General features: G+C 63.5%; 10 protein-coding genes. 1 reads left to right on the forward strand and 9 read right to left on the reverse strand.

Annotated elements, in window-relative coordinates; genetic code table 11:
• Window positions 1-60: 60 nt before the first annotated feature.
• A complete protein-coding gene (locus Q5H92_RS12510; RefSeq protein ID WP_305011869.1) occupies window positions 61-7026 on the reverse strand; it encodes a GEVED domain-containing protein in 6966 nt (2321 codons plus the stop codon).
• A 327-nt stretch (window positions 7027-7353) separates the two neighbouring features.
• On the opposite strand from Q5H92_RS12510, the gene Q5H92_RS12515 reads away from it, so the two are divergent.
• Window positions 7354-9918, forward strand: a complete 2565-nt coding sequence (locus Q5H92_RS12515) for a type IA DNA topoisomerase (protein WP_305011870.1) — start codon at window positions 7354-7356, stop codon at window positions 9916-9918.
• Window positions 9919-9933: 15 nt separating this feature from the next.
• On the opposite strand, the gene Q5H92_RS12520 is transcribed toward Q5H92_RS12515, so the two are convergent.
• The 8 genes from Q5H92_RS12520 to Q5H92_RS12555 form a co-directional block, all read right to left on the reverse strand.
• On the reverse strand, window positions 9934-10656 hold the full coding sequence (locus tag Q5H92_RS12520; RefSeq protein ID WP_305011871.1) for a peptidase associated/transthyretin-like domain-containing protein: 723 nt from the start codon (window positions 10654-10656) through the stop codon (window positions 9934-9936).
• A 31-nt stretch (window positions 10657-10687) separates the two neighbouring features.
• Window positions 10688-12571 carry a prolipoprotein diacylglyceryl transferase family protein gene (locus Q5H92_RS12525; protein ID WP_305011872.1) on the reverse strand — a complete coding sequence of 628 codons (1884 nt, stop codon included), beginning with the start codon at window positions 12569-12571 and terminating at the stop codon, window positions 10688-10690.
• Window positions 12572-12750: 179 nt separating this feature from the next.
• A complete protein-coding gene (locus Q5H92_RS12530) occupies window positions 12751-14250 on the reverse strand; it encodes an SDR family oxidoreductase (RefSeq protein WP_305011873.1) in 1500 nt (499 codons plus the stop codon).
• A gap of 182 nt (window positions 14251-14432) precedes the next feature.
• Window positions 14433-16148 carry a T9SS type A sorting domain-containing protein gene (locus Q5H92_RS12535; RefSeq protein ID WP_305011874.1) on the reverse strand — a complete coding sequence of 572 codons (1716 nt, stop codon included), beginning with the start codon at window positions 16146-16148 and terminating at the stop codon, window positions 14433-14435.
• A 169-nt stretch (window positions 16149-16317) separates the two neighbouring features.
• Window positions 16318-17082 (reverse strand): slipin family protein, encoded by a 765-nt coding sequence (locus Q5H92_RS12540; protein WP_305011875.1) that lies wholly within the window; start codon window positions 17080-17082, stop codon window positions 16318-16320.
• A 132-nt stretch (window positions 17083-17214) separates the two neighbouring features.
• The gene (locus Q5H92_RS12545) at window positions 17215-17916 is read right to left on the reverse strand and encodes a carboxypeptidase-like regulatory domain-containing protein (protein ID WP_305011876.1); all 702 of its coding nucleotides are present in this window, start codon (window positions 17914-17916) and stop codon (window positions 17215-17217) included.
• A gap of 166 nt (window positions 17917-18082) precedes the next feature.
• A complete protein-coding gene (locus Q5H92_RS12550) occupies window positions 18083-19441 on the reverse strand; it encodes a M20/M25/M40 family metallo-hydrolase (protein WP_305011877.1) in 1359 nt (452 codons plus the stop codon).
• A 165-nt stretch (window positions 19442-19606) separates the two neighbouring features.
• The gene (locus Q5H92_RS12555; protein WP_305011878.1) at window positions 19607-20545 is read right to left on the reverse strand and encodes an enhanced serine sensitivity protein SseB C-terminal domain-containing protein; all 939 of its coding nucleotides are present in this window, start codon (window positions 20543-20545) and stop codon (window positions 19607-19609) included.
• Window positions 20546-20770 lie beyond the last annotated feature (225 nt).

Raw genomic sequence — 20770 nt, forward strand, 5'->3', positions numbered from 1 at the left:
AAAAAGAAAGCCTGCCGCAGTGCGACAGGCTTTCTTTTTAACAAAACCGCAGGTCGTCCGCTATTCGCGCACGATGCGGCGAACATCCATGCTGCCGCTGGCCGTGCTGGCTTGCAGGATGTAGACGCCGGTAGCCAGCGCGCTCAGGTCGAGCGCCTGCTTCTGGCCCAAGGCGTTGGCCGCCACAGTGCCTTCGTACACCCGCTGGCCCACGGCATTGAGCACCCGCACCGTCACCGCCTCGCGGTAGCCGGTGAGCTCTAGCGTGAGGTGGCCGTTGGTGGTGGGGTTGGGGTACACGGTGAGCGAGGTACCGGCCGCCGCCTTGGCGCCCGAGGTCACCACCAGCGGGTTGGAGGGCAGCGAGGTGCAGCCCGGCCCGCTACTGGTCGTTACCACAGTATAAGAACCCAACTGCGATGGCAGGCCGGTGAGCACCAGCGTCTGGCCGGTGGCGCCGGGCACTATGTTGGGGCCCAAGTACCACTGGTTGCCAGTAGTAGCGCTTGAAGTAAGCGTAGTAGTTGTGCCGTTGTAGGTCGCCGAGATAGTAGGCGTAGCTGGCCGAGCGGTGATAAAGAATGGCGCGGTGGCCGTCACCACGCTGCATCCGCTCGAAGCAGCTATTGTATTAGTCACTGTGTAGGCACCAGGAACAGAAGTGCTCAGGTTAACGGCTCCCGTCGCAGCATTAATCACGAGCCCGGCAGTGGAAGTGAACGTGCCCGCAGTAGCGCCCGTAAAAAGAATAGCCGGGATGGAAGCACCGGCTCCCTGACAGTTTGTACCAGTTGTGTAGCCGAACGTAGCCAGCGGCGCCGCCGTGATGGTTACCGTCGTCGTGGCCGTAGTAGCGGCGCAGCCGCCGGCAGCGGCCACCGTGTTGGTCACCGTGTAGGTGCCGGGCGTCGAGGTGGAAAGCACAATCAGGCCAGAGGGAAGAAGCGTCAGGCCCGCTGGGGCCGAATTGAACGTGCCCCGCGTAGCACCTGGGACTAAAATCACCGTCGGGTCTGTGGTGCCGCTCACGCAGAACGTCGATGCCGTGCCGTAGCTGAACGTGGCCACGGCCGGGGCCGTGATGGTTACGCTCTGGGTGCTGCTGCTGCCGCAGGCACCGCTCACCGTGTAGGTCACGGTGTAGGTGCCGGCCGTGCTGCCGCTCAGGTTGATGGCGCCGGTGCTGGCGTTGATGCTCAGGCCCGTAGTCGAGGTGAACGTGCCACCCGTCGTGCCCGTGATGGTAGCGGTGGGGTTGGTGCCACTCAGGCAATACGTAGCCGCCGGGTAGCTGAACGTAGCCGTGCTGGGCGCCGTGAGCGTGAACGTAGCGGTGGTGGTCACGGCCGCGCAGCCGTTGGCGGCGGCTACCGCGTTGGTCACCGTATAAGTGCCGGCGGTGGCTGTGGCGCTTACGGTGACAACGCCCGTGGTGGCGTTTACCGAGAGGCCGGCGGCCGTGGGCAGCGAGTAGGTACCAGCGGTAGCGCCCGTACCCAGCGTGGGCGTGAGCGTAGCGGCGCTGCCCGCGCAGGTCGTGGCCGTGGGGTAGGTGAAGGCAGCAGTGGGCGCGGCCGTAATGGTCACGCTGGCGGTGCTCGTCACGGCGGCGCAGCCATTGGCAGCGGCTACGGTGTTGGTCACCGTGTAGGTGCCGGGCGTGCTGCTGCTGAGCGTGATGGCACCAGTCGTAGCGTTGATGGTCAGGCCCGTCGGTGCGGCTGTGAACGTGCCCGCCGTGGCGCCCGTACCGAGGGCAACGACCGGAGCTAAGGTGCCGCTCACGCAGTACGAAGTCGAGCCGTAGCTGAATGCGGCCGTGGGCGCGGCGTTGATGGTCACGCTAGCCGTCGCGCTCGAACCGCACTGAGTGGCCGTCGCCGGCACCGTGTAGGTTACGGTGTAGGTGCCGGCCGTGCTGGCGCCCAGGTTGATGGCGCCGGTGTTGGCGTTAATGCTCAGGCCCGTGGTCGAGCTGAAAGCGCCGCCCGCCGTGCCCGTGATGGTGGCCACCGGGTTGGTACTACCGCTCACGCAGTAAGGCCCGGCGGCGTAGCTAAACGTGGCTGTTGTGGCCGGCGTCACCGTGAGGGTGGCCGTGGCCGTAGCAGCAGCGCAGCTGCCGCTGGCCGCGATGGTGTTCGTTACCGTGTAGGTGCCGGCCGCCGAGTTGCTCAGGTCGACCACGCCGGTGCTGGCGTTGATGGTCAGGCCCGCCGGGCTGGCCGTGAAAGTGCCGGCCGAGGCGCCCGTGCCCAGCGCAGGCGTCACCGAGCCGGTGCTGCTTGCGCAATTGGTGCCAGCCGGGTAGCTGAAGGCCGCCAGCGGAGCCGCTGTAATGGTGACGCTCTGGGTGCTGCTGCTGCTGCAGGTGCTGCTCACCGCGTAAGTCACGGTGTAGGTGCCGACAGTGGAAGTGCTGAGCGTGATGGCGCCGGTGGTCGGGTTCAGGCTCAGGCCGGTGGTCGAGCTGAAGGTGCCGCCCGCCGTGCCCGTGATGGTGGGCACGGGGTTGGTGGTGCCGCTGGCGCAGAACGTGCCCGCCCCGTAGCTGAACGTGGCCGTGCTGGGCGCCGTGAGCGTGAACGTGGCCGTGCTCGTCACGGCGGCGCAGCCATTGGCCGCCGCTACCGTATTGGTCACGGTGTAGGTGCCGGCGGTAGCGGCTGCGCCCAGCGTCACCACGCCCGTGCTGGCGTTAATAGTCAGGCCGGGAGCCGTCGGCAGCGAGTAGGTGCCAACTGAAGCGCCGCTTGCCAGCGTCGGGGTCAGGGTGGCCGACGTACCGGCGCACAGGGTCGCGGCGGGGTAGGAGAAGCCGGCCGTGGGTGCGGCATTGATGGTCAGGGTTTGGGTGCTGCTGCTGCCGCAGGTGCCGGCCACCGCGTAGGTCACGGTGTAAGTGCCGGGCGTGCTGCTGCTCAATGTCACCGCGCCAGTGGTCGGGTTGATGGTCAGGCCCGACGTTGAGCTGAAGGCGCCCCCTGCCGTGCCGGTGACAGTGGGCGTCGGGTTGGTGCTGCCGCTCACGCAATACGGGCCGGCGGGGTAGCTGAAGGTGGCCGTCGTCTGCGGTGTAATCGTGAACGAAGCCGCGCCTATTACCTGGGCGCAGCCGTTGGCGGCAGCCACGGTATTCGTCACCGTATAAGTGCCGGCGGCGGCCGTGGCTCCGATGGTTACTACCCCGTTGGCGTTCACGCTCACGCCGGTAGCGGCGGGCAGCGAGAACGTGCCCACAGTAGCACCCGTGGTCATCGTCGGCGTCAGGGTAGCGGCCGTGCCGGCGCACAGGGTCGTGGTGGGGTAGGAGAAGCCAGCCGTGGGGGCCGCGTTGATGGTCACCGTAGCCGTGCTCGTCACGGCGGCGCAGCCGTTGGCGGCTGCTACCGTGTTGGTCACGGTGTAGGTGCCGGGCGTTGAAGAGCTCAGCGTGATGGCACCCGTCGTGGCATTCAGCGTCAGACCCGCCGTCGAGCTGAACGCGCCGGCCGTGGCCCCGCCCGCCAGCGTGGCCGTGGGGTTGGTGGCGCCGCTCACGCAGTAGGGGCCGCTGGCGTACGAGAAGCCCGCCGTAGGCGCGGCATTGATGGTGATGGTCGTGGTGGCCGACGAGCCGCACTGCGCGGCGGTGGCCGCTACCGTGTTGGTCACGGTGTAGGTGCCGGGCGTGCTGCTGCTGAGCGTGACGGCGCCGGTGCTGGCGTTGAGTGTCAGCCCGGCCGGGGTGGCCGTGAAGGTGCCGGCCGTGGACCCGCTGGCCAGCGTCACGGTCGGGTTGGTGGTGCCGCTCACGCAGAAGGGCGCCCCGCCGTAGCTGAAGGTGGCCGTCGAGGGCGTGCAGGGGGCTACGATGTTGATGAGGTAGTCCTCCGTTTCGCCGTACCAGGTGGTGGCGCCGCCGGTGCAGGCGTCGGTGGCCGCGAAGCTGCCGTTGCGCCAGCGCACCCGCACGCGGGCCGGGCCCAGCAGCGCCGTGGCCGGCACGGTGACGCTGACCGTCAGCGGCACGTCGGTAGCGAGGGCGCTGGAGGTGCCCAGCAGCGTGTACTCACTAGCGTCGAAGGTGCCGCTGTGGTCGTAGTCAATCCAGATGCCGCCCTGCGAGCCGCCGTTGTTGGAGCGCACTACCACGGTCACCGGGTAGCTCACACCCTGGTTGAGGGTGGTGGTCAGGCCCGGGGCGGTGGTGTAGTCGGCGTAGCCGCCGGGGGTGTTCACGAGCGAGCTGTTGGTGAAGCCATTAAAGCCCGGCACCGTCACGCTCTCGATGTACTCGTTGGTGCCGGTGCTCACCGGAGCGCAGTAGCAGGTGGCCTGCTGGCCCACCGTCACCGGGCTCGACGTAGAGGTGCTGCCGGAGGCCGTGCAGGTCACTACCACGCGGTAGTCGGTGCTGGCCGTCTGGCTGGCCACGGCGTAGCTGGGCGTGGCCTGGGCACTGCCCAGGTTGGTGTAGTTGTTGGTGCCGGCCGGGCTGCTCTGCCACTGGTAGGTCAGGCCGGTGGTGCCGGCCGCCAAGCCTGTCACGTTCAGCGTGAAGCTGGCCGTGGCGGTGCAGGCGGCGCTGGTGGTGGCCGTGGCCGCCGTGGCCGGCAGTGTGCCGCCGCAGGCCGTGGCCGTGCCGATGTTCACCAGGTAGTCTTCCACCTCGCCGTAGTTGCTGCTGCTGCTGGCGGCCGTGCAGGCCTGCGAAGCCAGCAGCACCACGTCGTTGCCGCCGCGCACGCGTATCTTGGTCAGGCCCGTGAGCGCCGAAGCCGGCACCGTAATCGGGATAACCGACGTGCCGCTGGCCCCGGCGTTGGTGCCCAGCGTGAAAAACTCGCTGGCGTCGAAAGTGCCGCTGTGGTCGAAGTCAATCCAGACCCCGCTGTACTGGTTGCTGTCGCTGCCCATCTTCACCGACACCATGGCCGAGCCGCCCGTCGTCAGCACCGGCGTGGGCAGGGCCCCGGTCAGTTGCGCCGACGAGTAGTCGGTGTAGTAGGGCGAGGCGTTGGTAGTCGAGGAGTTATTATTCAGCGCCCCCAGCGTCACGTTGGTGATGCCGTCGGTGCCGGTGCCCGAGGTGACGGGTGTGCAGGTGCAATAGTAGAAGGGGTTCTGGCCCACCGTCAGCACGTTAGAGGTGGCGGTAGCGGCCGAGCCACCGGCCGCGCACAGCAGCAGCACCCGGTAGTCGGTGGCCGCCGTCTGGGTGGCTACCGCGTAGGTGGTGGTGGTTTGGGCGGTGCCCAGGTTGGTGAAGGTATTGGCACCGGCCGGGCTGCTCTGCCACTGGTAGGTGTAGCCGTTGAGGCCAACCGGCGGCATGCTGGCCGTCAGGGTGAAGGCCGTGCCGGCGCACACCGAGAAGGCCGTCGTGGAGATGGAGGGGGCCGGCGGGGCGCTGGTGCAGGGCGTGGCCGTCACCGTCACGGTATAGTCGAGGGCCTCGCCGTACACCGTGGTAGCGCAGGCGTTGGTGCCGGTGTTGAGCACCGTGTTGCTGTAGTAGTCGCTGCGGATGCGCAGGCGCGTGGCCCCGGTCAGGGCGCCCGGCGGCGGCACGAGGGTGGCCGTCAGGTTGCCGGCCGAGGAGCCGTACACCGCCCCGCTGGTGTTTTTCAGGATGTAGAACTCGCTGGCGTCAAAGGCCCCGTCCTGGTTGTAGTCAATCCAGGCCGAGATGCGCTGAAAGGCAATGGCCGCCACCGTCAGCGTGTAGTTGCCGTTGACGCTCAGTGCGGTAGTAGTGGTGCTGGCCGGGTAGATGGCGTAGTAGGGGGCCGCGTAGCCCGGCGAAGTGCTGGTGAGCAGGCCCGGCGCGTTGGTCAGCGTCGCGCCGCCGTCGCCGGGCAGCGTCACAGTCGTCACGCTGGTGTAGCTGGTGCTGGTGCTGCTGTGGGTGGGTACGCAGTAACAGCTCGTGATTGGGTTCTGCGTCACCTGCACCGCCGAGGAGGGCACCGCCGTGCCGCCCGCCCCGTCGTAGAGGCAGCTCACCAGCACGCGGTAGTAGGTGGTAGCCGTCTGGTTGGTAGCCGTGTAGGTGGCGCTGGTGGCGCCGCTGATGTTGGCGAAGCCCGTCGTGGCGCTGGTGGTGCTGGCCTGCCACTGGTAGGTATAGCCGGCCGTGTTGGCCGGCAGGCCCGTCACCGACAAATAGATGCTGGTGCTGGCGCATGCCGACGTGAGGGCCGTGCTGCCGCCGCTGGTGGTAGTGGCCGCGGCGCTCAGGTTGCTGGGCGCGGCCGCGCACACCGGCACGGTAGCCGTCGATACCGCAAACACGTCGATAACGCCCGTAGCCGTCACCGTCTTGCCAAACGTGATGCTGGCAATTGGCTTGGTCACATTGGCCGGCAAAATACTGTAAGCCAGCTGGTACAGGTTAGGCGTGGTGGCGCTGGTGTTGTCGATGCCGCTGGCCGCCGTGCGGGCCACCCGCCCGAAGCCCTGGTAGGCCACCGTGGCCCCGGCGGGCGTAAACCAGTCGGGCAGGGTCTGGCTGGAAAATACCTGCGTGGTACCGTCGCTGAAGGTGATGGTCACGGTCATGCCGTTGGTGATGGCACCGCCGCCGCCCGTAGCCAGCACGTACACCGTGGAGGCCGCCGAGGGCGTGGCAAACGTGATGGTGCCCGCGTCGGCGCCCGTGCCGGTGCCACCGCCCGTGTTGCCGGTGGCCGGCACGCGCAACACGTTGTTGGCCCCGTAGCTGGCCAACTGGTAGGTAAGCCCCGTGGTGCCCGCCGCAATGCTGGTAATGAGGCCGTTGTTGGGGATTTTATTGGTGGCCCCGTTGGCCGCGTTAGAGGGGTTGACATAGTTGGCACTCATGAAGGAGTACCCGGCTCCGTTCGAGCCGTCCACGTCGTAGGTGGTCAGGTTGGGCACCGCGCCGGTGCCCTCGGCTATCACGTCCTGGTTGTAGCCGGTGAGGGCCACCGGGGTGTAGGTCTGGGCCCGGGCTGGCAGGGCAAGCATCCCGACCAGGGCCAGCGGCACCAACCTGGATAAAAAAGTAAAAGGTTTTAGCATAAAAAAGGGGTGAAGGGGAAATAAGGTAATCGGATGAGTAGTCAGCGCTTAGGACGCCGTTGGCATTCACGTTGGAAAGCTATGCATGAAAGACGATTGATTTATACATAGCCTTAGAAAAGAAGTATTTTCCGCTCCGGATGGCTTGAAAAACGCCCTGCGTTCTATTGCTCAAGCGGCCGGAGCTGCGTCACTGCATCGGTGGCAGCGGCTTTAGCCTGGGCCGCAGGGATACCGGCGCAAACGACCTTTTTACCGCGTATTTTTGTTGATTCGACGCGCCCGGCGCATCTTACTCAATCCCAACATCTGCCTAATCTGCGGTCCATGATAGTTTGCATTGCCGAAAAGCCCAGCGTGGCCCGTGAAATCGCCAACGTGCTGGGCGCCACCCGCCGCATGGACGGCTACATGGAAGGCAACGGCTACCAGGTGACCTGGACCTTCGGCCACTTCTGCCAGCTCAAGGAACCCGACGACTACCAGCCCGAGTGGAAGCGCTGGAGCCTGCACAACCTGCCCATGATTCCGGACAAGTTCGGCATCAAGCTCATGCGCCGCGACGAGGGCGTGGTGAAACAGTTCCACACCATCAAAAAGCTGGTGGACGAGGCCACCGAAGTCATCAACTGCGGCGACGCCGGGCAGGAAGGGGAGGTGATTCAGCGCTGGGTGCTGCAGGAGGCCAAGTGCCGCAAGCCCGTGAAGCGCCTCTGGATTTCGTCGCTCACCGAAGAGGCCATCCGGCAGGGCTTCGCCAACCTGCGCGAGGCCAAGGAGTTTGATAGCCTTTACCAGGCCGGCAAGAGCCGCGCCGTGGGCGACTGGCTGCTGGGCCTGAACGCCACGCGCCTCTTCACCCTCAAATACACCACTTACCAGGACAAGCAGCTCCTGAGCATTGGGCGGGTGCAAACGCCCACGCTGGCCCTGCTGGTGGAGCGCTGGCACGAAATCCAGAACTTCCGGCCCGAGCCGTACTGGGTGCTGAAAACCGAATACCGGGGCACGCTCTTCAGCCACATGGCCGCGCCCGACAAGGCCAAAGACGCCGACGCCGCGCCCGACACCAAGAGCCGCCTGCGCGCCCTGGGCTACTTCGTGACCGAAGAAGAGGCGCAGCAAGCCCTGGAAGCCGTGCGCCCCGCGCCGCTGCGCGTGACGGACGTGGAGATTAAGAAAGGCCGCGAATCCCCGCCGCGGCTGTTCGATTTGACCTCGCTGCAGGTGCAGTGCAACAACCAGCTCAGCCTCTCGGCCGAGGACACGCTGAAAATAGTGCAGGCGCTGTACGAGAAGAAGGCCGTGAGCTACCCGCGCGTTGATACCACGTTTCTGCCCGACGACCAGTACGTGAAAATTCCCGGTATTCTGCGCGGCATTGGCTACGACGCGCTGACCAAGCCGCTGCTGGCTGCCAAGATTCCGAAGACACCCAAGGTCTTTAACAACAACAAAGTCACCGACCACCACGCCATTATTCCCACCGGCGCGGCCGGCCCCGGCGGCGGCATGGAAACCAGTGTGTACGACATCATCGCGCGCCGCTTCATCGCCGCCTTTTACCCCGATTGCGAAGTGAGCAACACCACCGTGCTGGCCGAAGCCGCCGAGCGCCCCTTCCGCGTGCGCGGCCGCCAGATTCTCAACCCCGGCTGGCGCGTGGTGTACGGCGACCCCACTCAGCAGGCGGCCCCCAAACCCGCGCCCGCCCCGGGTGCCGCCGGTGCCGCGGCCGAAGCCGATGACGACGCGGTTTCGACGGTGCTGCCCAATTTCGTGAAGGGCGAAAGCGGCCCCCACGACCCGCGTCTGGAAAGCAAGATGACCCAGCCACCCAAGGATTACACCGAGGCCACGCTGCTGCGCGGCATGGAAACGGCCGGCCGCAACATCGACGACGAAGAGCTGCGCCAGGCCATGAAGGAAAACGGCATCGGCCGCCCCAGCACCCGCGCCGCCATCATCGAAACGCTGTTCAAGCGCAACTACATCAAGCGCGAAAAGAAGCGCATCGTGCCCACGCCCACCGGCGTGGAATTGATTGGTCTGATTCGCAACCCGACCCTGAAATCGGCGGAGCTGACCGGCCAGTGGGAGCACAAGTTGCGCCAGATTGAGCGCGGCGAGCTGTCGTCGGAAGGCTTTCTGGGCGAGCTTTCGGGCTTGGTGAAGGAAATGGTGGCCGAAGTGAAGAACGACGGTCGCGGCCGCATGGTGACGTCGGGCAGCGCCGAGCTGGCGGTGCAGGCGGCCCAGGGCGGCAGCAGCAAAGTGCCCGCCGGCATGACCGGAGGCAAGGCTGTCGGCTCGGCTCCGCTGCCCGGTGCCAACGGCCTGGGCTACTGCCCGGCCTGCAAAACCGGCCACGTAGTGCGCGGCAAAACCGCCTTCGGCTGCGTGCGCTTCCGCGAGGGCTGCACCTTCCGGCTGCCGGCCGAGGTGCATGGCAAAAAGCTCAGCGACCCGCAGGTGAAAGCACTGCTCGCCAAGGGTCGCACGCCGGTGATGAAAGGTTTTGTGGGCGCCGACGGCCAAAAGTTCGACGCCGCCATCGGCCTCGACACCGGCTTCCAGCCCATCCTGCTGCAGGTGGCCGAAAGCAAGCCCGGCGCCGCCCCCGACTCGGGTCTGATTCCGTGCCCGGTGTGCAAGCTCGGCACCATGCTCAAGGGCAAGGCTGCCTACGGCTGCTCACGCTTCCGCGAAGACTGCCAGTTCCGGGTGGGCTTCGAGTGGGGCGGCAAGCAGCTCACCGAAACCCAGCTCAAGCAGTTGCTGCGCAAGGGCGAAACCAGCGTCATTAAAGGCTTCATCTCCGCCAAAACCGGCAAGAAGTACGACGCCGCGCTGAAGGTGGAGGAAGGACGCGTGGTGCCGGTATTTGGGTAGAGTAGCAATGCACCGCTACCTCACTTGGATGATAGTGGTGTCACTGTACCCAATAAAACGGTCAAAACCACTCAGTACTTCGTTGCTCAAACTGACACTGCCATTGGGTGCGCGTATCTTATTATAGCGGTTTAGCCAAAACCGATACCTTCGGTTTGGGACTACGCGCACTATCCGTGTTGCCGTTATTCGTTGCCTCGTCCTGACCGTATCCGTCAGAACATATCCCCAAAAACCATCGCCATTATCGGTATATGAATAAATGCTAAAAAAGCTGATATCCAGTGAGGTTTTTCCGCCTTTATTAGTGTCGACTACTACCTGTACAGGAACAAATGGGGTGGCTTCGAAATTTACGTGGTTGGCTTGGCCTAGCACCAGGGAGGCGCCATCGGAGGATGATTTGTAGTCGAAAGGTCGATAATCGGTTAGGTCGAATAAATTACGGTAATCCCGAAACCGTACGCGGTAAGTAGCGCCTTTTTCATTGGCATCGAAAGCCAGTTGAAATCTTCCATCTGCATCAGTTCGTGTACTGATGACTGAATCAACCCTCGTGTTGCCATATAACCCATATCGCCAAAGTTTTAGCTCAATAGGTACGCTGGCTATTGGCTGACGGGTGTATTTGTTGATTAGGCTTCCATCGACCGTCGTCAGAGTTGGGTCTTGCTGTGCCTGACATGCGGTTAGCAAGTTGAGAAAGCCAAGAGCGGCCATGCAAAAAGTATATTTCATCGGTTTAGCCATTTAATTCCATGATGGTGAATTAGCGCCCAAGCCGATAGTTGAGCTTCAGACTGAAGCTGTTGTGCCGGCCGAAATTGGTGGCCACATAGGGCTCCAGGGCGAGTTCGGGGCGGCTGGGCAGGCGCAGCAGGGCGCTGGCAAAGCCCATGCCCGGGGTGGGATTGTGCGGCGAATGCGCGTAGCCCAGCAGCAGCTGCGGTCCGTTGCCGATGCCCAGGCCGGAGCCCAACCCCAGGCGCGAGGTGTAGCCACCCAGCACATTTTCGGCCCCGTAGCAAAAGTCGGCCTGCCCAAACAGCGCCTCCGGCTTGCCCACGCGAACCATAAATTCCGGCATCAAGAAGGCGCTTTCCTTCGACTCGCCGTCGCCGAAATAGCTAAAGTAGCCAAGCTGTCCGAAGTGCAGGCCAAAGCGGGCGTCGACGCTGCGCCAGCCATTTTCTCGATGAATCTGCTTGTAGATGTGAATATCAACCAGCGTGCGGTGGAAAGTTGTGTCCCGGTCGGTGATGGGCGCGTAGCCGTTGGGTTCGGGCAGGGGCTGGGCGTTGACGCGCTGCTGGCCCACCCAGATGCCGCCGCCCCAGGTGTTAATTTTGCCGGTGGGCTGGCCGAAGACGTTTTTTTCGCCGGCTGTTTCAACGGCCACTTCGCCACCCGCGGCTTGCACTTGCTGTTGCAACGCCAGCCGCTGGCTGCCGCTACAGCCGGAGTTGTTGACCAAAATTTTCTGGTCTGCATCGTGATGGTTCTCCAGCACGCCCCCGGTTATCGTCACGGCGCGGGTAGGGCCGGCACCGGGAGGCGGGGTTTGTTCAGGGGCCGGGGCCTGTGCGGTGCTGATGGCAATGAGGCCCACCAGCAGCAGGCTGAGTGGCAGCCTGGCCAAACGCAAGGCGCGGACATTGGCCACCGGCGCCAGGGCCGTGCTGGCTTCCGCCAGCAGCACGGCCAGCAGCAGGGCCTTCACCACCAGCACTTCCGGAAGCGTGAGGGCCGCCGGACCCAGCAGCGCCGTGACGCCCAGCATGCCCGCCACCGTGATGAGCCGCGGCCACGGACCGGAGGAGGAAGCAACGGGTTCGGCCGAAGCGCTCGAATTGCCCGAAGCGCCGCCCCGCACGCGCCACGCCCACAGCCCCAGCGCCAGCACCGCCAGCGTCAGCAGCCACAACTGCAGCTCCAGCCACCGCCCACCCATCACCAAGTGTGCATCGCCCGCCACCGGCTCGCCGGTGGCATCGCGCCAAAAAGCCAGCGCAAAGCGCCCCAGCAGCAGCAGGCCCGTTTGCAGCAGCAGCCACGAGCCCACCGGCCAGCGCCGCCGCCGGGTGGCCAGCAGCACGGTGCCCACTGCCGCGCACAGCGCTAGCGCCAGCACTTGCGTGGGCACCACCGGCAGGCTGTGGGCGGCCGTGGCGGGCAGCAGTCCGGCCTGCACCTGCGCCGCCCAGGGCAGGGTGCCAGCCGCGTACGTCAGGCCCCAGGCGGCACCAGTAGGCTCACCAAAGCAGCAACCCGTGAGCCCGCAGCCCACGCACTGCACCATCAGGGCGGCGCATAGCGGCAAAGCCAGCGCATCAAGCACGGCCCAGCTCAGCCCCAGCCAGCGCCGCAGGGCCACCACTGTGAGCCCCGCCGCCAGCCCACCGCCCAGAATGGAGCGCGCCGTATCGGTTGGCGCGTTGGTGAAAAGCAGGCTGGCCCATCCGCCTATTGGATGGGTAATCAGCTTGGTGCCCAGGATGAGCGCCAAGCTACTCGCAGCCACCAGTGTAAGCCAGGGCCGTAGCGGGAAACCGCGCCGCCAGCCTTCCCACAGCAACAGCAGCACGTTGGTGAGCGTGGCCAGCAGGTAGAACGGGGCGTAGGAGTCGTGACCTGGTGCGTAAGGTATTGTCATCGTCGGTAGGTGTTAGGAAGCGCTGCGGATAGCGGCTCCTAAACCTACCTTCTTGCCCAAAAGGAATGCAAGCTGACTTTTGCGCTTGTCGGACTTCCCTGTCAAGCACAATGCCATTCAATCCTATGTTAATCAGCGAATAAAGATGAACAATTCAGACTTTGAATTGAGCATGAATGTTATTGCTTTGACGGTTCTGGTAGGCCGGCTGGCGTGGCTTCATTTGCCCGATACTCCACAATGTTCTTCACCATTCCCTTGAAGATGATGCCGTGGAAAGGCAGCACCGAATACCAATACAGCCGCCCGGCCAGCCCGCGCGGGCGGTAGGCGGCTAGCTGCTCCAGGGCGTGGGTGCCGTCGGACTGGTCCACGATGCGGAACTGTAGCCAAGCCTCGCCGGGCAGCTTCATTTCGGCGTAGAGCAGCAGGCGGCGGCCGGGCTTGTCGGCCACCAGCACGCGCCAGAAATCGAGCGGGTCGCCGGCGCGCAGGCGGGAGGGCGAACGGCGGCCCCGGCGCAGGCCCGGCCCGCCCACCACCCGGTCCATGAGGCCGCGGATGCGCCAGAGCCAGTCGGTTTTATACCAGCCCCGGTTGCCGCCGATGCGCCAGATATTGTCCAGCACCTCGGCCACGGGCCGGGTGAAGGGCACGCACTGCCGGTCGAAGAACATGCCGTTTTTCGGTATCTGAATGGCATCCATGTAGTTCTGGCGCAGGGTTCCGCTGCTGATGGCGTCGCTCCAGCTGCTCACCACCTCGTTCTGCTCAATGCGCTGGAAGGCCAGGGCCAGCGCCGCTCGGTAGCTCATGCACTCGTGCGGAATCACCTGGCTGATGCTCTTGGCCGGGTCGCACACGGTGTCGTTCTTCAGGCTTTCAACCAGGCTTTGGGCCAATGAAAACGTAGTGCTCGTGACCAAGTACAGCCACCACGACGACAGCCGCGGCGTGAGCACGGGCACCGTCACTATCCAGCGCCGGTAGCCGCGCTCGGCTGCCAAGCCCAGCAGCATCTCGCGGTAGGTCAGCACGTCGGGCCCGCCCACATCGAAGGCCCGGCCGAAACAGGCTTTATTGTCGAGCACCGCCGTGAGGTAAAACATAATGTCGCGAATACCAATGGGTTGGCAGCGCGAGTTCAGCCAGCGCGGCGTCACCATCACGGGCAGCTTCTCTACCAAATCCCGAATAATTTCAAACGACGCCGACCCCGAGCCGATGATGATGCTGGCGCGCAGCACGGTCAGCTTGGCTTTTTGTGACCCGCTTAGCACGTCTTCCACGGCGTGGCGTGAGCGCAGGTGCTTGCTCAGGCCGCTGTCGTTGGCGATGCCGGAAAGGTAGATGACTTGCCGGGCCGGGGTGGTGTCCAAAAACTTGGTGAAGTTTCGGGCCGACTGCTGCTCCTGCTCAAAAAAGTCTTCGCCGCCGCTCATCGAATGCACCAGGTAATAAGCCGCGTCGATATTGGTGGGCACTTCGGCCAGCGAATCTGGCTTGAGCAGGTCGCCCTGCGCCACCGTGACGCGGCTTTGCAGCGCCTCGGGCAGAATGTCGGCCAGCGCGAAGCGGCGGGCGTCGCGCACCAGGCACACCACGTCGTGGTCGGCGGCCAGCAGCGGGAGCAGGCGTTGGCCAATGTAGCCAGTGGCGCCGGTGAGCAGGATTTTCATGCGGTCAGGAAGTGGAACGGTTTCGCAACGGCAGCCAGCGTCGTAATTCGCAATGGCCACCTAACTCAACGGCTACCACCCGCAGTTGTTCGCCCCGGCTTTGCCAAAGCTTTGATTAATAGTAGCAAAAAGCCCCGCTGGATTTCCAGCGGGGCTATCATTGGCGAAGCACAAAGCGGCCGCTACGGCTTCACCCAGCGCCCGCGCCAGAGCTGGCCGGCCACCGTCGTTTCGACCATGTACACGCCGGCTGCCAGCGCGGGCGCCGCCAGCGAAACGGTGGTTTCGCCCGCCGCCGGGGTGGCTTGCAGGTGCACCAGCCGGCCAGTCAGGTCGCGCACCTGCACCGTGAGCAGCTGGGGCCGCGGCACGCTCAGGCGCAGGGCCGGGGCCGCGCCGGGGTTGGGGCTGAGGGCCAGCGGCTGGGCAGCCACGGCGGCGCGGGCCGCCAGCACGCCCAGCGCCCCGTTGTCGCCGATGCTTTGGGCGTAGATGCCGCTGTCCACGCGCTGGTCGGCCCACACGGTCACCAGCTGGTTGTTGGCGTAGGGCAGGGTGGCGTAGTTCTGCTTGCCACTCACCACGCTGCTGAGCGGGATGAAGCCGCTGCCCGTGGGAAAGGAGGATTGGCCCTGGTAGTTCACCTTGGTGGCCCACAGCGCCTGGTTGGTGCCGGCGGCGTTGAGGTTTTCGGTGTACACGATGATGAGGCCCGTGCCCGTATCGCGCAGGCTCTGAGCCGAATAATAGCTGGCGCCCAGGGCCTGCGCCGGCACGCCGCCAGTGCCCAGCTGCACGGCCCCGGTAGCCGGCGCCAGCCGCTGCACCGTGAAGCCCGAGTTGCTTTGGGAGCTGTTCAGCTCGTTCACCACGGCCCACACCTCGTTGCGGGCCGCCACGTATTGCAGCGAGCCCCCGATGCGGGCCGTGGCCGTGCCGGCCAGAATTTCGGTGCCCGTGGTGCCCCAGGGCAGGCTGCCATCGGCCAGCACGCGCTGCGCGTACATGTCGCCCAGAGTCGCGCTGGCCGGGTTGCCCGAGTTCAGCAGCGCGTAGAAGCCGCCGCTGCCGTCGGGCGTGATTTCGGGGAAGGCCGCGAAGCCGATGGTTTTGGTGCTCACCTGCACCGGGGCTGCCCACACGGGCGCGCCGCTGGCGCTGTAGCGCTGCGCATACATCGTCGAAACGCCCAGGCCCGAGCCGGTTTCCTCCACGTACTGCACCACCACGTCTTCCGCGCCCGGCACGGCTACCAGAGTGGGCCGGCTGAAGCGGCGGCTGGGCGCCTCAATGGCCACCGGTGTCGTCCACATGGCCACGCCGGCGGCCGAGTATTTCACCAGCGGCACAGCCTTGGTGCCGCGCGTGGCGCTGGCCGTGCCGCTGGCGCCCCAGCCTATCACCACATTGTTGCCGCTGGTGATGCCGATGGCGGGCGTCAGGCCCGACGTGGCCGCCGCGTCGAGCAACTGGATGCCATTGGCGCCCCACAACTGCTGCCCGGCGGGCGAAATTTTATACACCACGCACTGGTTGCCACCCGTGCGCGTGTCCTGAAACGCCAGGATGGCGTTGCCCAGGTTGTCGGTTTTGAGGTCGTAGCGGTACAGGGCCGAGCCCTGCGGCTGGTTGCTCACCAGCAGACCCGCGGTGCCCAGCTGCGGCCGGCCGTTGGCGTCGAGCAGCTGCAGGCGCATCTGGTAGTTGGTGGTGGCCACGGTTTCAAACCACGACACCCAGGTGCCACCGTTCGGGGCCGGCGAAATGCGGGGCGTGACCTCGCTCGTGCCGGCCGCGTCGCGGATGGCCAGGTTCTGGGCGGGGTTGGCGCTCCACTGGGCGCGCGCCGAAAAGGCGCTGAGCGTGGCGGCCAGCAACAGGAGTATCGGTTGTTTCATGGGAAGGTAAGTTGGATGGAAACAAGATAGAAAAGCAATGCGTGAATGTCGTTGAAAATTATGGCTTTCCCAACGGGGCACACCTACTTGGCTCCTCACGCGCCAAACCGGGCATGAAAAAGCCGCGCCGTGATAAACTACGGCGCGGCTTTCGCTGATTCAGAAACCGTTACTCTTTATCGTGCTCCTCCACCATCTTCGAGAAGCTCTTGGCCGCGTTGGTGAATTCCGACGGGATGAGTACCACCGTCGTCGTGTTGTTGTCGATGCCGATTTCCGAAAGCATCTGCATGCGGCGCAACTCCAGGGCAATGGGGCTTTCCTCCATCTGCTTGGCGCCCTGCGTGAGCTTGATACTTGCTTCCAACTCGGCCTCAGCCTTGATGATGCGGGCGCGCTTCTCGCGAATGGCCTCGGCCTCGCGCGCCATCGCCCGCTGCATGGATTCGGGAATTTCCACGTCCTTGATTTCGACCATCTCCACGCTCACGCCCCAGTTTTCGGTGGCCGCATCCACAATCTGCAGCAGCGCCAAGTTGATTTGCTGGCGTTCGCGCAGCACCTCATCCAGTTGGTGCTGGCCGATGATGTTGCGCAAGGCCGTGACCGACAGCTGGTAAACCGCCTGATTAAAATTGGCCACCTTAATAATAGCATCGGCTGGGTTGGTCACCCGAAACCACAGCACGGCGTTCACCTTAATGGTCACGCTGTCCTTCGTGATGGTTTCCTGCTGCTCCAAATCCACCGTTTTGGTGCGGATGTCGATGGTTTGCTGGCGCTCGAAAAAAGGAATTATCCAGAACAGCCCCGGCCCCCGCGTGCCCGTGAACCGGCCCAGCCGAAACACAATGGCCCGCTCGTATTCCTGCGCAATACGCAGGCCGGAGAGGAGCAGCGCAACAATGATGAGAAGAATGATGGACAGCGACATGATGGGTTGGGGTTGGTTCAGGATATTAATCGAGCCATTTCTGAATACATTACATCAGAGGGGACAATGAGATGAAAGCTGCTTTATAAATGCGCAATAGTATCGTTTAGCTTAGTTTTGATTAACATCTGATTAATCGAAGTTTACCACGCTTGTGTCATTATAGAATATTGTTCTGATTTTAGTTGTCCAGGTGTAATCTTCAAAGTGGTAGCGGTAGCCAAAGTCTTTAACCCGGTTACAAGTCTGTTTGCTAAAACAATACACACGGTTCGGCAATACTTGAATTTGTCGGCTAAAATTAAAATTTTGATTGGCTTTAACAGTGTCATAAAATACTGTGCCTCCGAACCAATCCCCCTGGTCATAATTAACGAAAGAAAAAACGATATCCGTTTTGCCTTTTTTGCTTGAATGAGCATTAATGATGACCGTTTTATACGGCGTCACCTCAAAGTTGACGACAGTGGATGCGCCACGCATAATCTGAAGACCATCGTAGTAGTCGTCATTGTTGCTATACTTGCTTAAATCATATAGTCGCTTATTGTGTCGCATTTTAATTCTGTACTGTCCGCTTTTTGAAGCATCAAATGAGAGGCGATAGCGACCTGCCGAATTAGTGTAGACTGTAATTACCGAATCGGAACTGGTGTTGCCATAACTACCATACAGATAGCGACGCACTGATACTGGAGCACCATCAACGGGCTGCTTGGTGTACTTGTCAGTAACAATACCTTCAACGATGCTTTCGCCCGGCTCTGATACCAGCTGGCAGGAAGCGAATGTGCAAAGGGACACCATCAGGGTTGCAGGAAACGCCGATTTCATAAGTTCGCGTATTTGAAAGTCTGAAGCTACTTCGCATCATCAGACCTGCAAAAGCAAAAAATCAGAACTTTAGACTTTGTTTTAACCTGTATTGTACTGGTAATATGCTTGTTGTTAAGCTTATGTGTGTATTAAATAAGGCTTTATAAGATGATTAAAAAGATAGTTACCGCCCCACCACCGGCAGCACCGCCACGCTCTCGTGCCCGGCCGCATCAATGCTGGCCACGCCGAAAATGAAATTATCCTTGCTGATGGGCAAATCGGCCGTGAGGCCCGAAACCGGGAAGCGTTGCTGCCACTGCGGCGCGCTGGTTTCGCGCACCAGCACCACGTAGCCGCTGGGTTTGGAGCCGGCGGCGGGGGCCTGCCAGCGCAGCTCGGTGCGATTGGTGAGGTTGGCGGTGAGGACTTCGACTTTGGCGGGCGCGGCCGGCGCCTGGGCCAGGGCCACCATGGTGGCGAGGTTGATGCCCGCATTTCGGCGCAGGTAGGCGAAGTCCATACCCTCAATCACGTCGCCGTAGGGGCGGCCTTTTTCGGTACGCAGGTCCTGGTGCTGGTGGGTGAAATCCTCGTTCATTTCGGTGAAGCGGACGGCCGCGAAGCCCTGCTGGTTGAAGGGCGTGTGGTCGCCGCCGCGCAGGAACCGGTCGGGGCGGTATTCCAGGGTGGCTTTGTGGCCGTGGCCGTAGAGCTGGGCCGCGCGGTTGATGAAGCGGGCCAACTGGCGGCTGGGCGCGTCGTTTTCGGAGCTGAGCTGGCGGCGCACGCGGGCCTGCTCGGGCGTTTCGTTGGCCGGCACGCCTTCGCTGAACACCCGCACCTGCGTAGCGTCGCTGATTTCGGGGTCAAAGCCATGGGAGTTGCCCACGATGTCGTTGTTGAGCATCGCAATCAAATTCCAGCCTTCCTTTTTGGCGCGCTCGGCCAGGTGGCCCGAGCCGTAGAGGCCCTGCTCTTCGCCCTGCACGGCCACGAATTTAAGGGTGCACGGAAACCGCTGGCCGGCCAGCACGCGGGCCAGCTCCATTACCAGCACGGTGCCGGAGCCGTCGTCGTTGGCGCCCGGGGCGTCGGCGGTGGCGTTCATCACGTCGGTCACCCGCGAGTCGATGTGGCCGCTCACTAAGATGACGCGGGTGTCCGTAGGGTCGGTCCCGGGTAGGGTGGCCAGCACGTTGGCCATCAGCACGGGCCGGTTGATGCGCCGGCCGTCGGGCTTCACCGTGAAGGTGTCCATCTCCACGGTCATACGGCCGCCGCCGGCTTTGCTGTACTTCAAAAACTCGTCGCGCACGTAGTTGCGGGCCGCCCCAATGCCGCGCGTGGGGCTCTGCGTGTCGCTCAAGGTGTGGCGCGTGCCAAAGGAAACCAGCTTGCGGACGTCGGCTTCGAGGTTTTTGGCTGAAATTTCATCCACCAGCTTTTGAATGGCGGGGTCGGCGGGTGGCAGGAGCGGGGCGGGCTTTTGGGCAAGGGCGGCGAAGGGCGCGAGGGCCAGGAGGACGGCGGCGAGTTTCATGCGGGAAGGTAGGGATATTGAATAAAAAAGAACGTCATGCAGAGCACAGCGAAGCATCTTGCCCGCCACCACTAATCCTAATGATTGGATTACGTTGCGCGGGCAAGATGCTTCGCTGCGCTCTGCATGACGTTCAAGGGAAGTCATGCAAACGCATACTAGCCGTTAGCCTTTCCGATAAAACGGTTCAATCGTTTTGAAGTACGGATTCACGCCCTCTTCCGAATTCAGGTCCAGCAGCATCAAATCCACGAACTGGTATACGTTGGTTTTGCCTTCGAGCACGGGGCCCAGCTCCTGCATGAAGCTCGGGTCGGGGTTGGTGCTGATGAAGGCGAGGAGCAGGCGCGGCACGTCGGGGTTGTCGGCGAGCTGCATCTGGGCCAGGTAGGCGGCTTCGATGTGGGGCTGGGTGGCGGCCCAGGCGGCAATGGCATCGGCCACGGCCTGCGGCGCCTCGGCGGGCTGGCTGAGCAGCACCTGAGCATCGCCGCCGCCGGGCGAAAGCGGGCCGGTGAGCTGCCCGTTGAGCAGGGCGGCCAGCTCGTCTTTGGGCAACAGCTTGCCGGCGGGCGAGAAGGGGTTCAGCACGCAGTCCTGGCCCTGAATCATCTGGAAGAAGGCGTGGCCGGGAATGCGCACGTAGGGCACGGGGCCGTTGTCCTGGCCGCCATCAGTGAGGCGCGGCACCGAGCTAAAAATGGGCAGCTTGCCATCGTTCAGCACCTGCAGCTGGATTTCCTGGCCTTCGCTGAGCACCACTTCGCCGGGCTCAATGCCTTCCATGGGGGCCAGAATCATCAGAATCTCCTCCTGCAGCAGCGCCTGGTAGAACGCGGGCCGGGCGTTTTCGTCCGTAGCGGCTAGCAGCAGCAACTGCTCCAACACGTTTTCGGGCTCGAAAGGCATCGGGAGGGGCTCCGGAATCTGGTAGACCGGCGGGGCCGGGGCCACGGGCTCAACGGGCGCTACGAACTTGGAGCCCTGGTAGCGGGGGCCACCGGCGGGTTTTTCGGCCGGGGCCGCGTTGGGGGCCGCGTTCGGGGTGGGAGGGGTAGCCGGCGTCTCGGCGGGTTTATTTTTCAGGAAGTCTAACAGGCCCATAAAGGATAAGCAAGCAAGTGAAATTGGGAGTGCAATCTACGGCGAAAACCGGGTTTTAAGCGGTTGAAATGCGGGGTGGTGAGGTTGAATTGAAAGAGCGAACCGTCATGCTGAGCTGGTCGTAGCATCTCGAACGCAGGAGTAAATTCAGTCGATTGGATTAGTTGCGCAGTAGAGATGCTGCGACCAGCTCAGCATGACGTTCTTAAGGCACGACGTGCTTCC

Source organism: Hymenobacter mellowenesis (assembly GCF_030581005.1).
Classification (GTDB): domain Bacteria; phylum Bacteroidota; class Bacteroidia; order Cytophagales; family Hymenobacteraceae; genus Hymenobacter; species Hymenobacter mellowenesis.

Bases quoted from the DNA above. Each gene is read 5' to 3' on its own strand.
- Q5H92_RS12540 (WP_305011875.1), bottom strand. From the start codon at position 17,082: ATGTCGCTGTCCATCATTCTTCTCATCATTGTTGCGCTGCTCCTCTCC.
- Q5H92_RS12515 (WP_305011870.1), top strand. From the start codon at position 7,354: ATGATAGTTTGCATTGCCGAAAAGCCCAGCGTGGCCCGTGAAATCGCC.
- Q5H92_RS12520 (WP_305011871.1), bottom strand. From the start codon at position 10,656: ATGAAATATACTTTTTGCATGGCCGCTCTTGGCTTTCTCAACTTGCTA.
- Q5H92_RS12525 (WP_305011872.1), bottom strand. From the start codon at position 12,571: ATGACAATACCTTACGCACCAGGTCACGACTCCTACGCCCCGTTCTAC.
- Q5H92_RS12555 (WP_305011878.1), bottom strand. From the start codon at position 20,545: ATGGGCCTGTTAGACTTCCTGAAAAATAAACCCGCCGAGACGCCGGCT.
- Q5H92_RS12545 (WP_305011876.1), bottom strand. From the start codon at position 17,916: ATGAAATCGGCGTTTCCTGCAACCCTGATGGTGTCCCTTTGCACATTC.
- Q5H92_RS12530 (WP_305011873.1), bottom strand. From the start codon at position 14,250: ATGAAAATCCTGCTCACCGGCGCCACTGGCTACATTGGCCAACGCCTG.
- Q5H92_RS12510 (WP_305011869.1), bottom strand. From the start codon at position 7,026: ATGCTAAAACCTTTTACTTTTTTATCCAGGTTGGTGCCGCTGGCCCTG.
- Q5H92_RS12535 (WP_305011874.1), bottom strand. From the start codon at position 16,148: ATGAAACAACCGATACTCCTGTTGCTGGCCGCCACGCTCAGCGCCTTT.
- Q5H92_RS12550 (WP_305011877.1), bottom strand. From the start codon at position 19,441: ATGAAACTCGCCGCCGTCCTCCTGGCCCTCGCGCCCTTCGCCGCCCTT.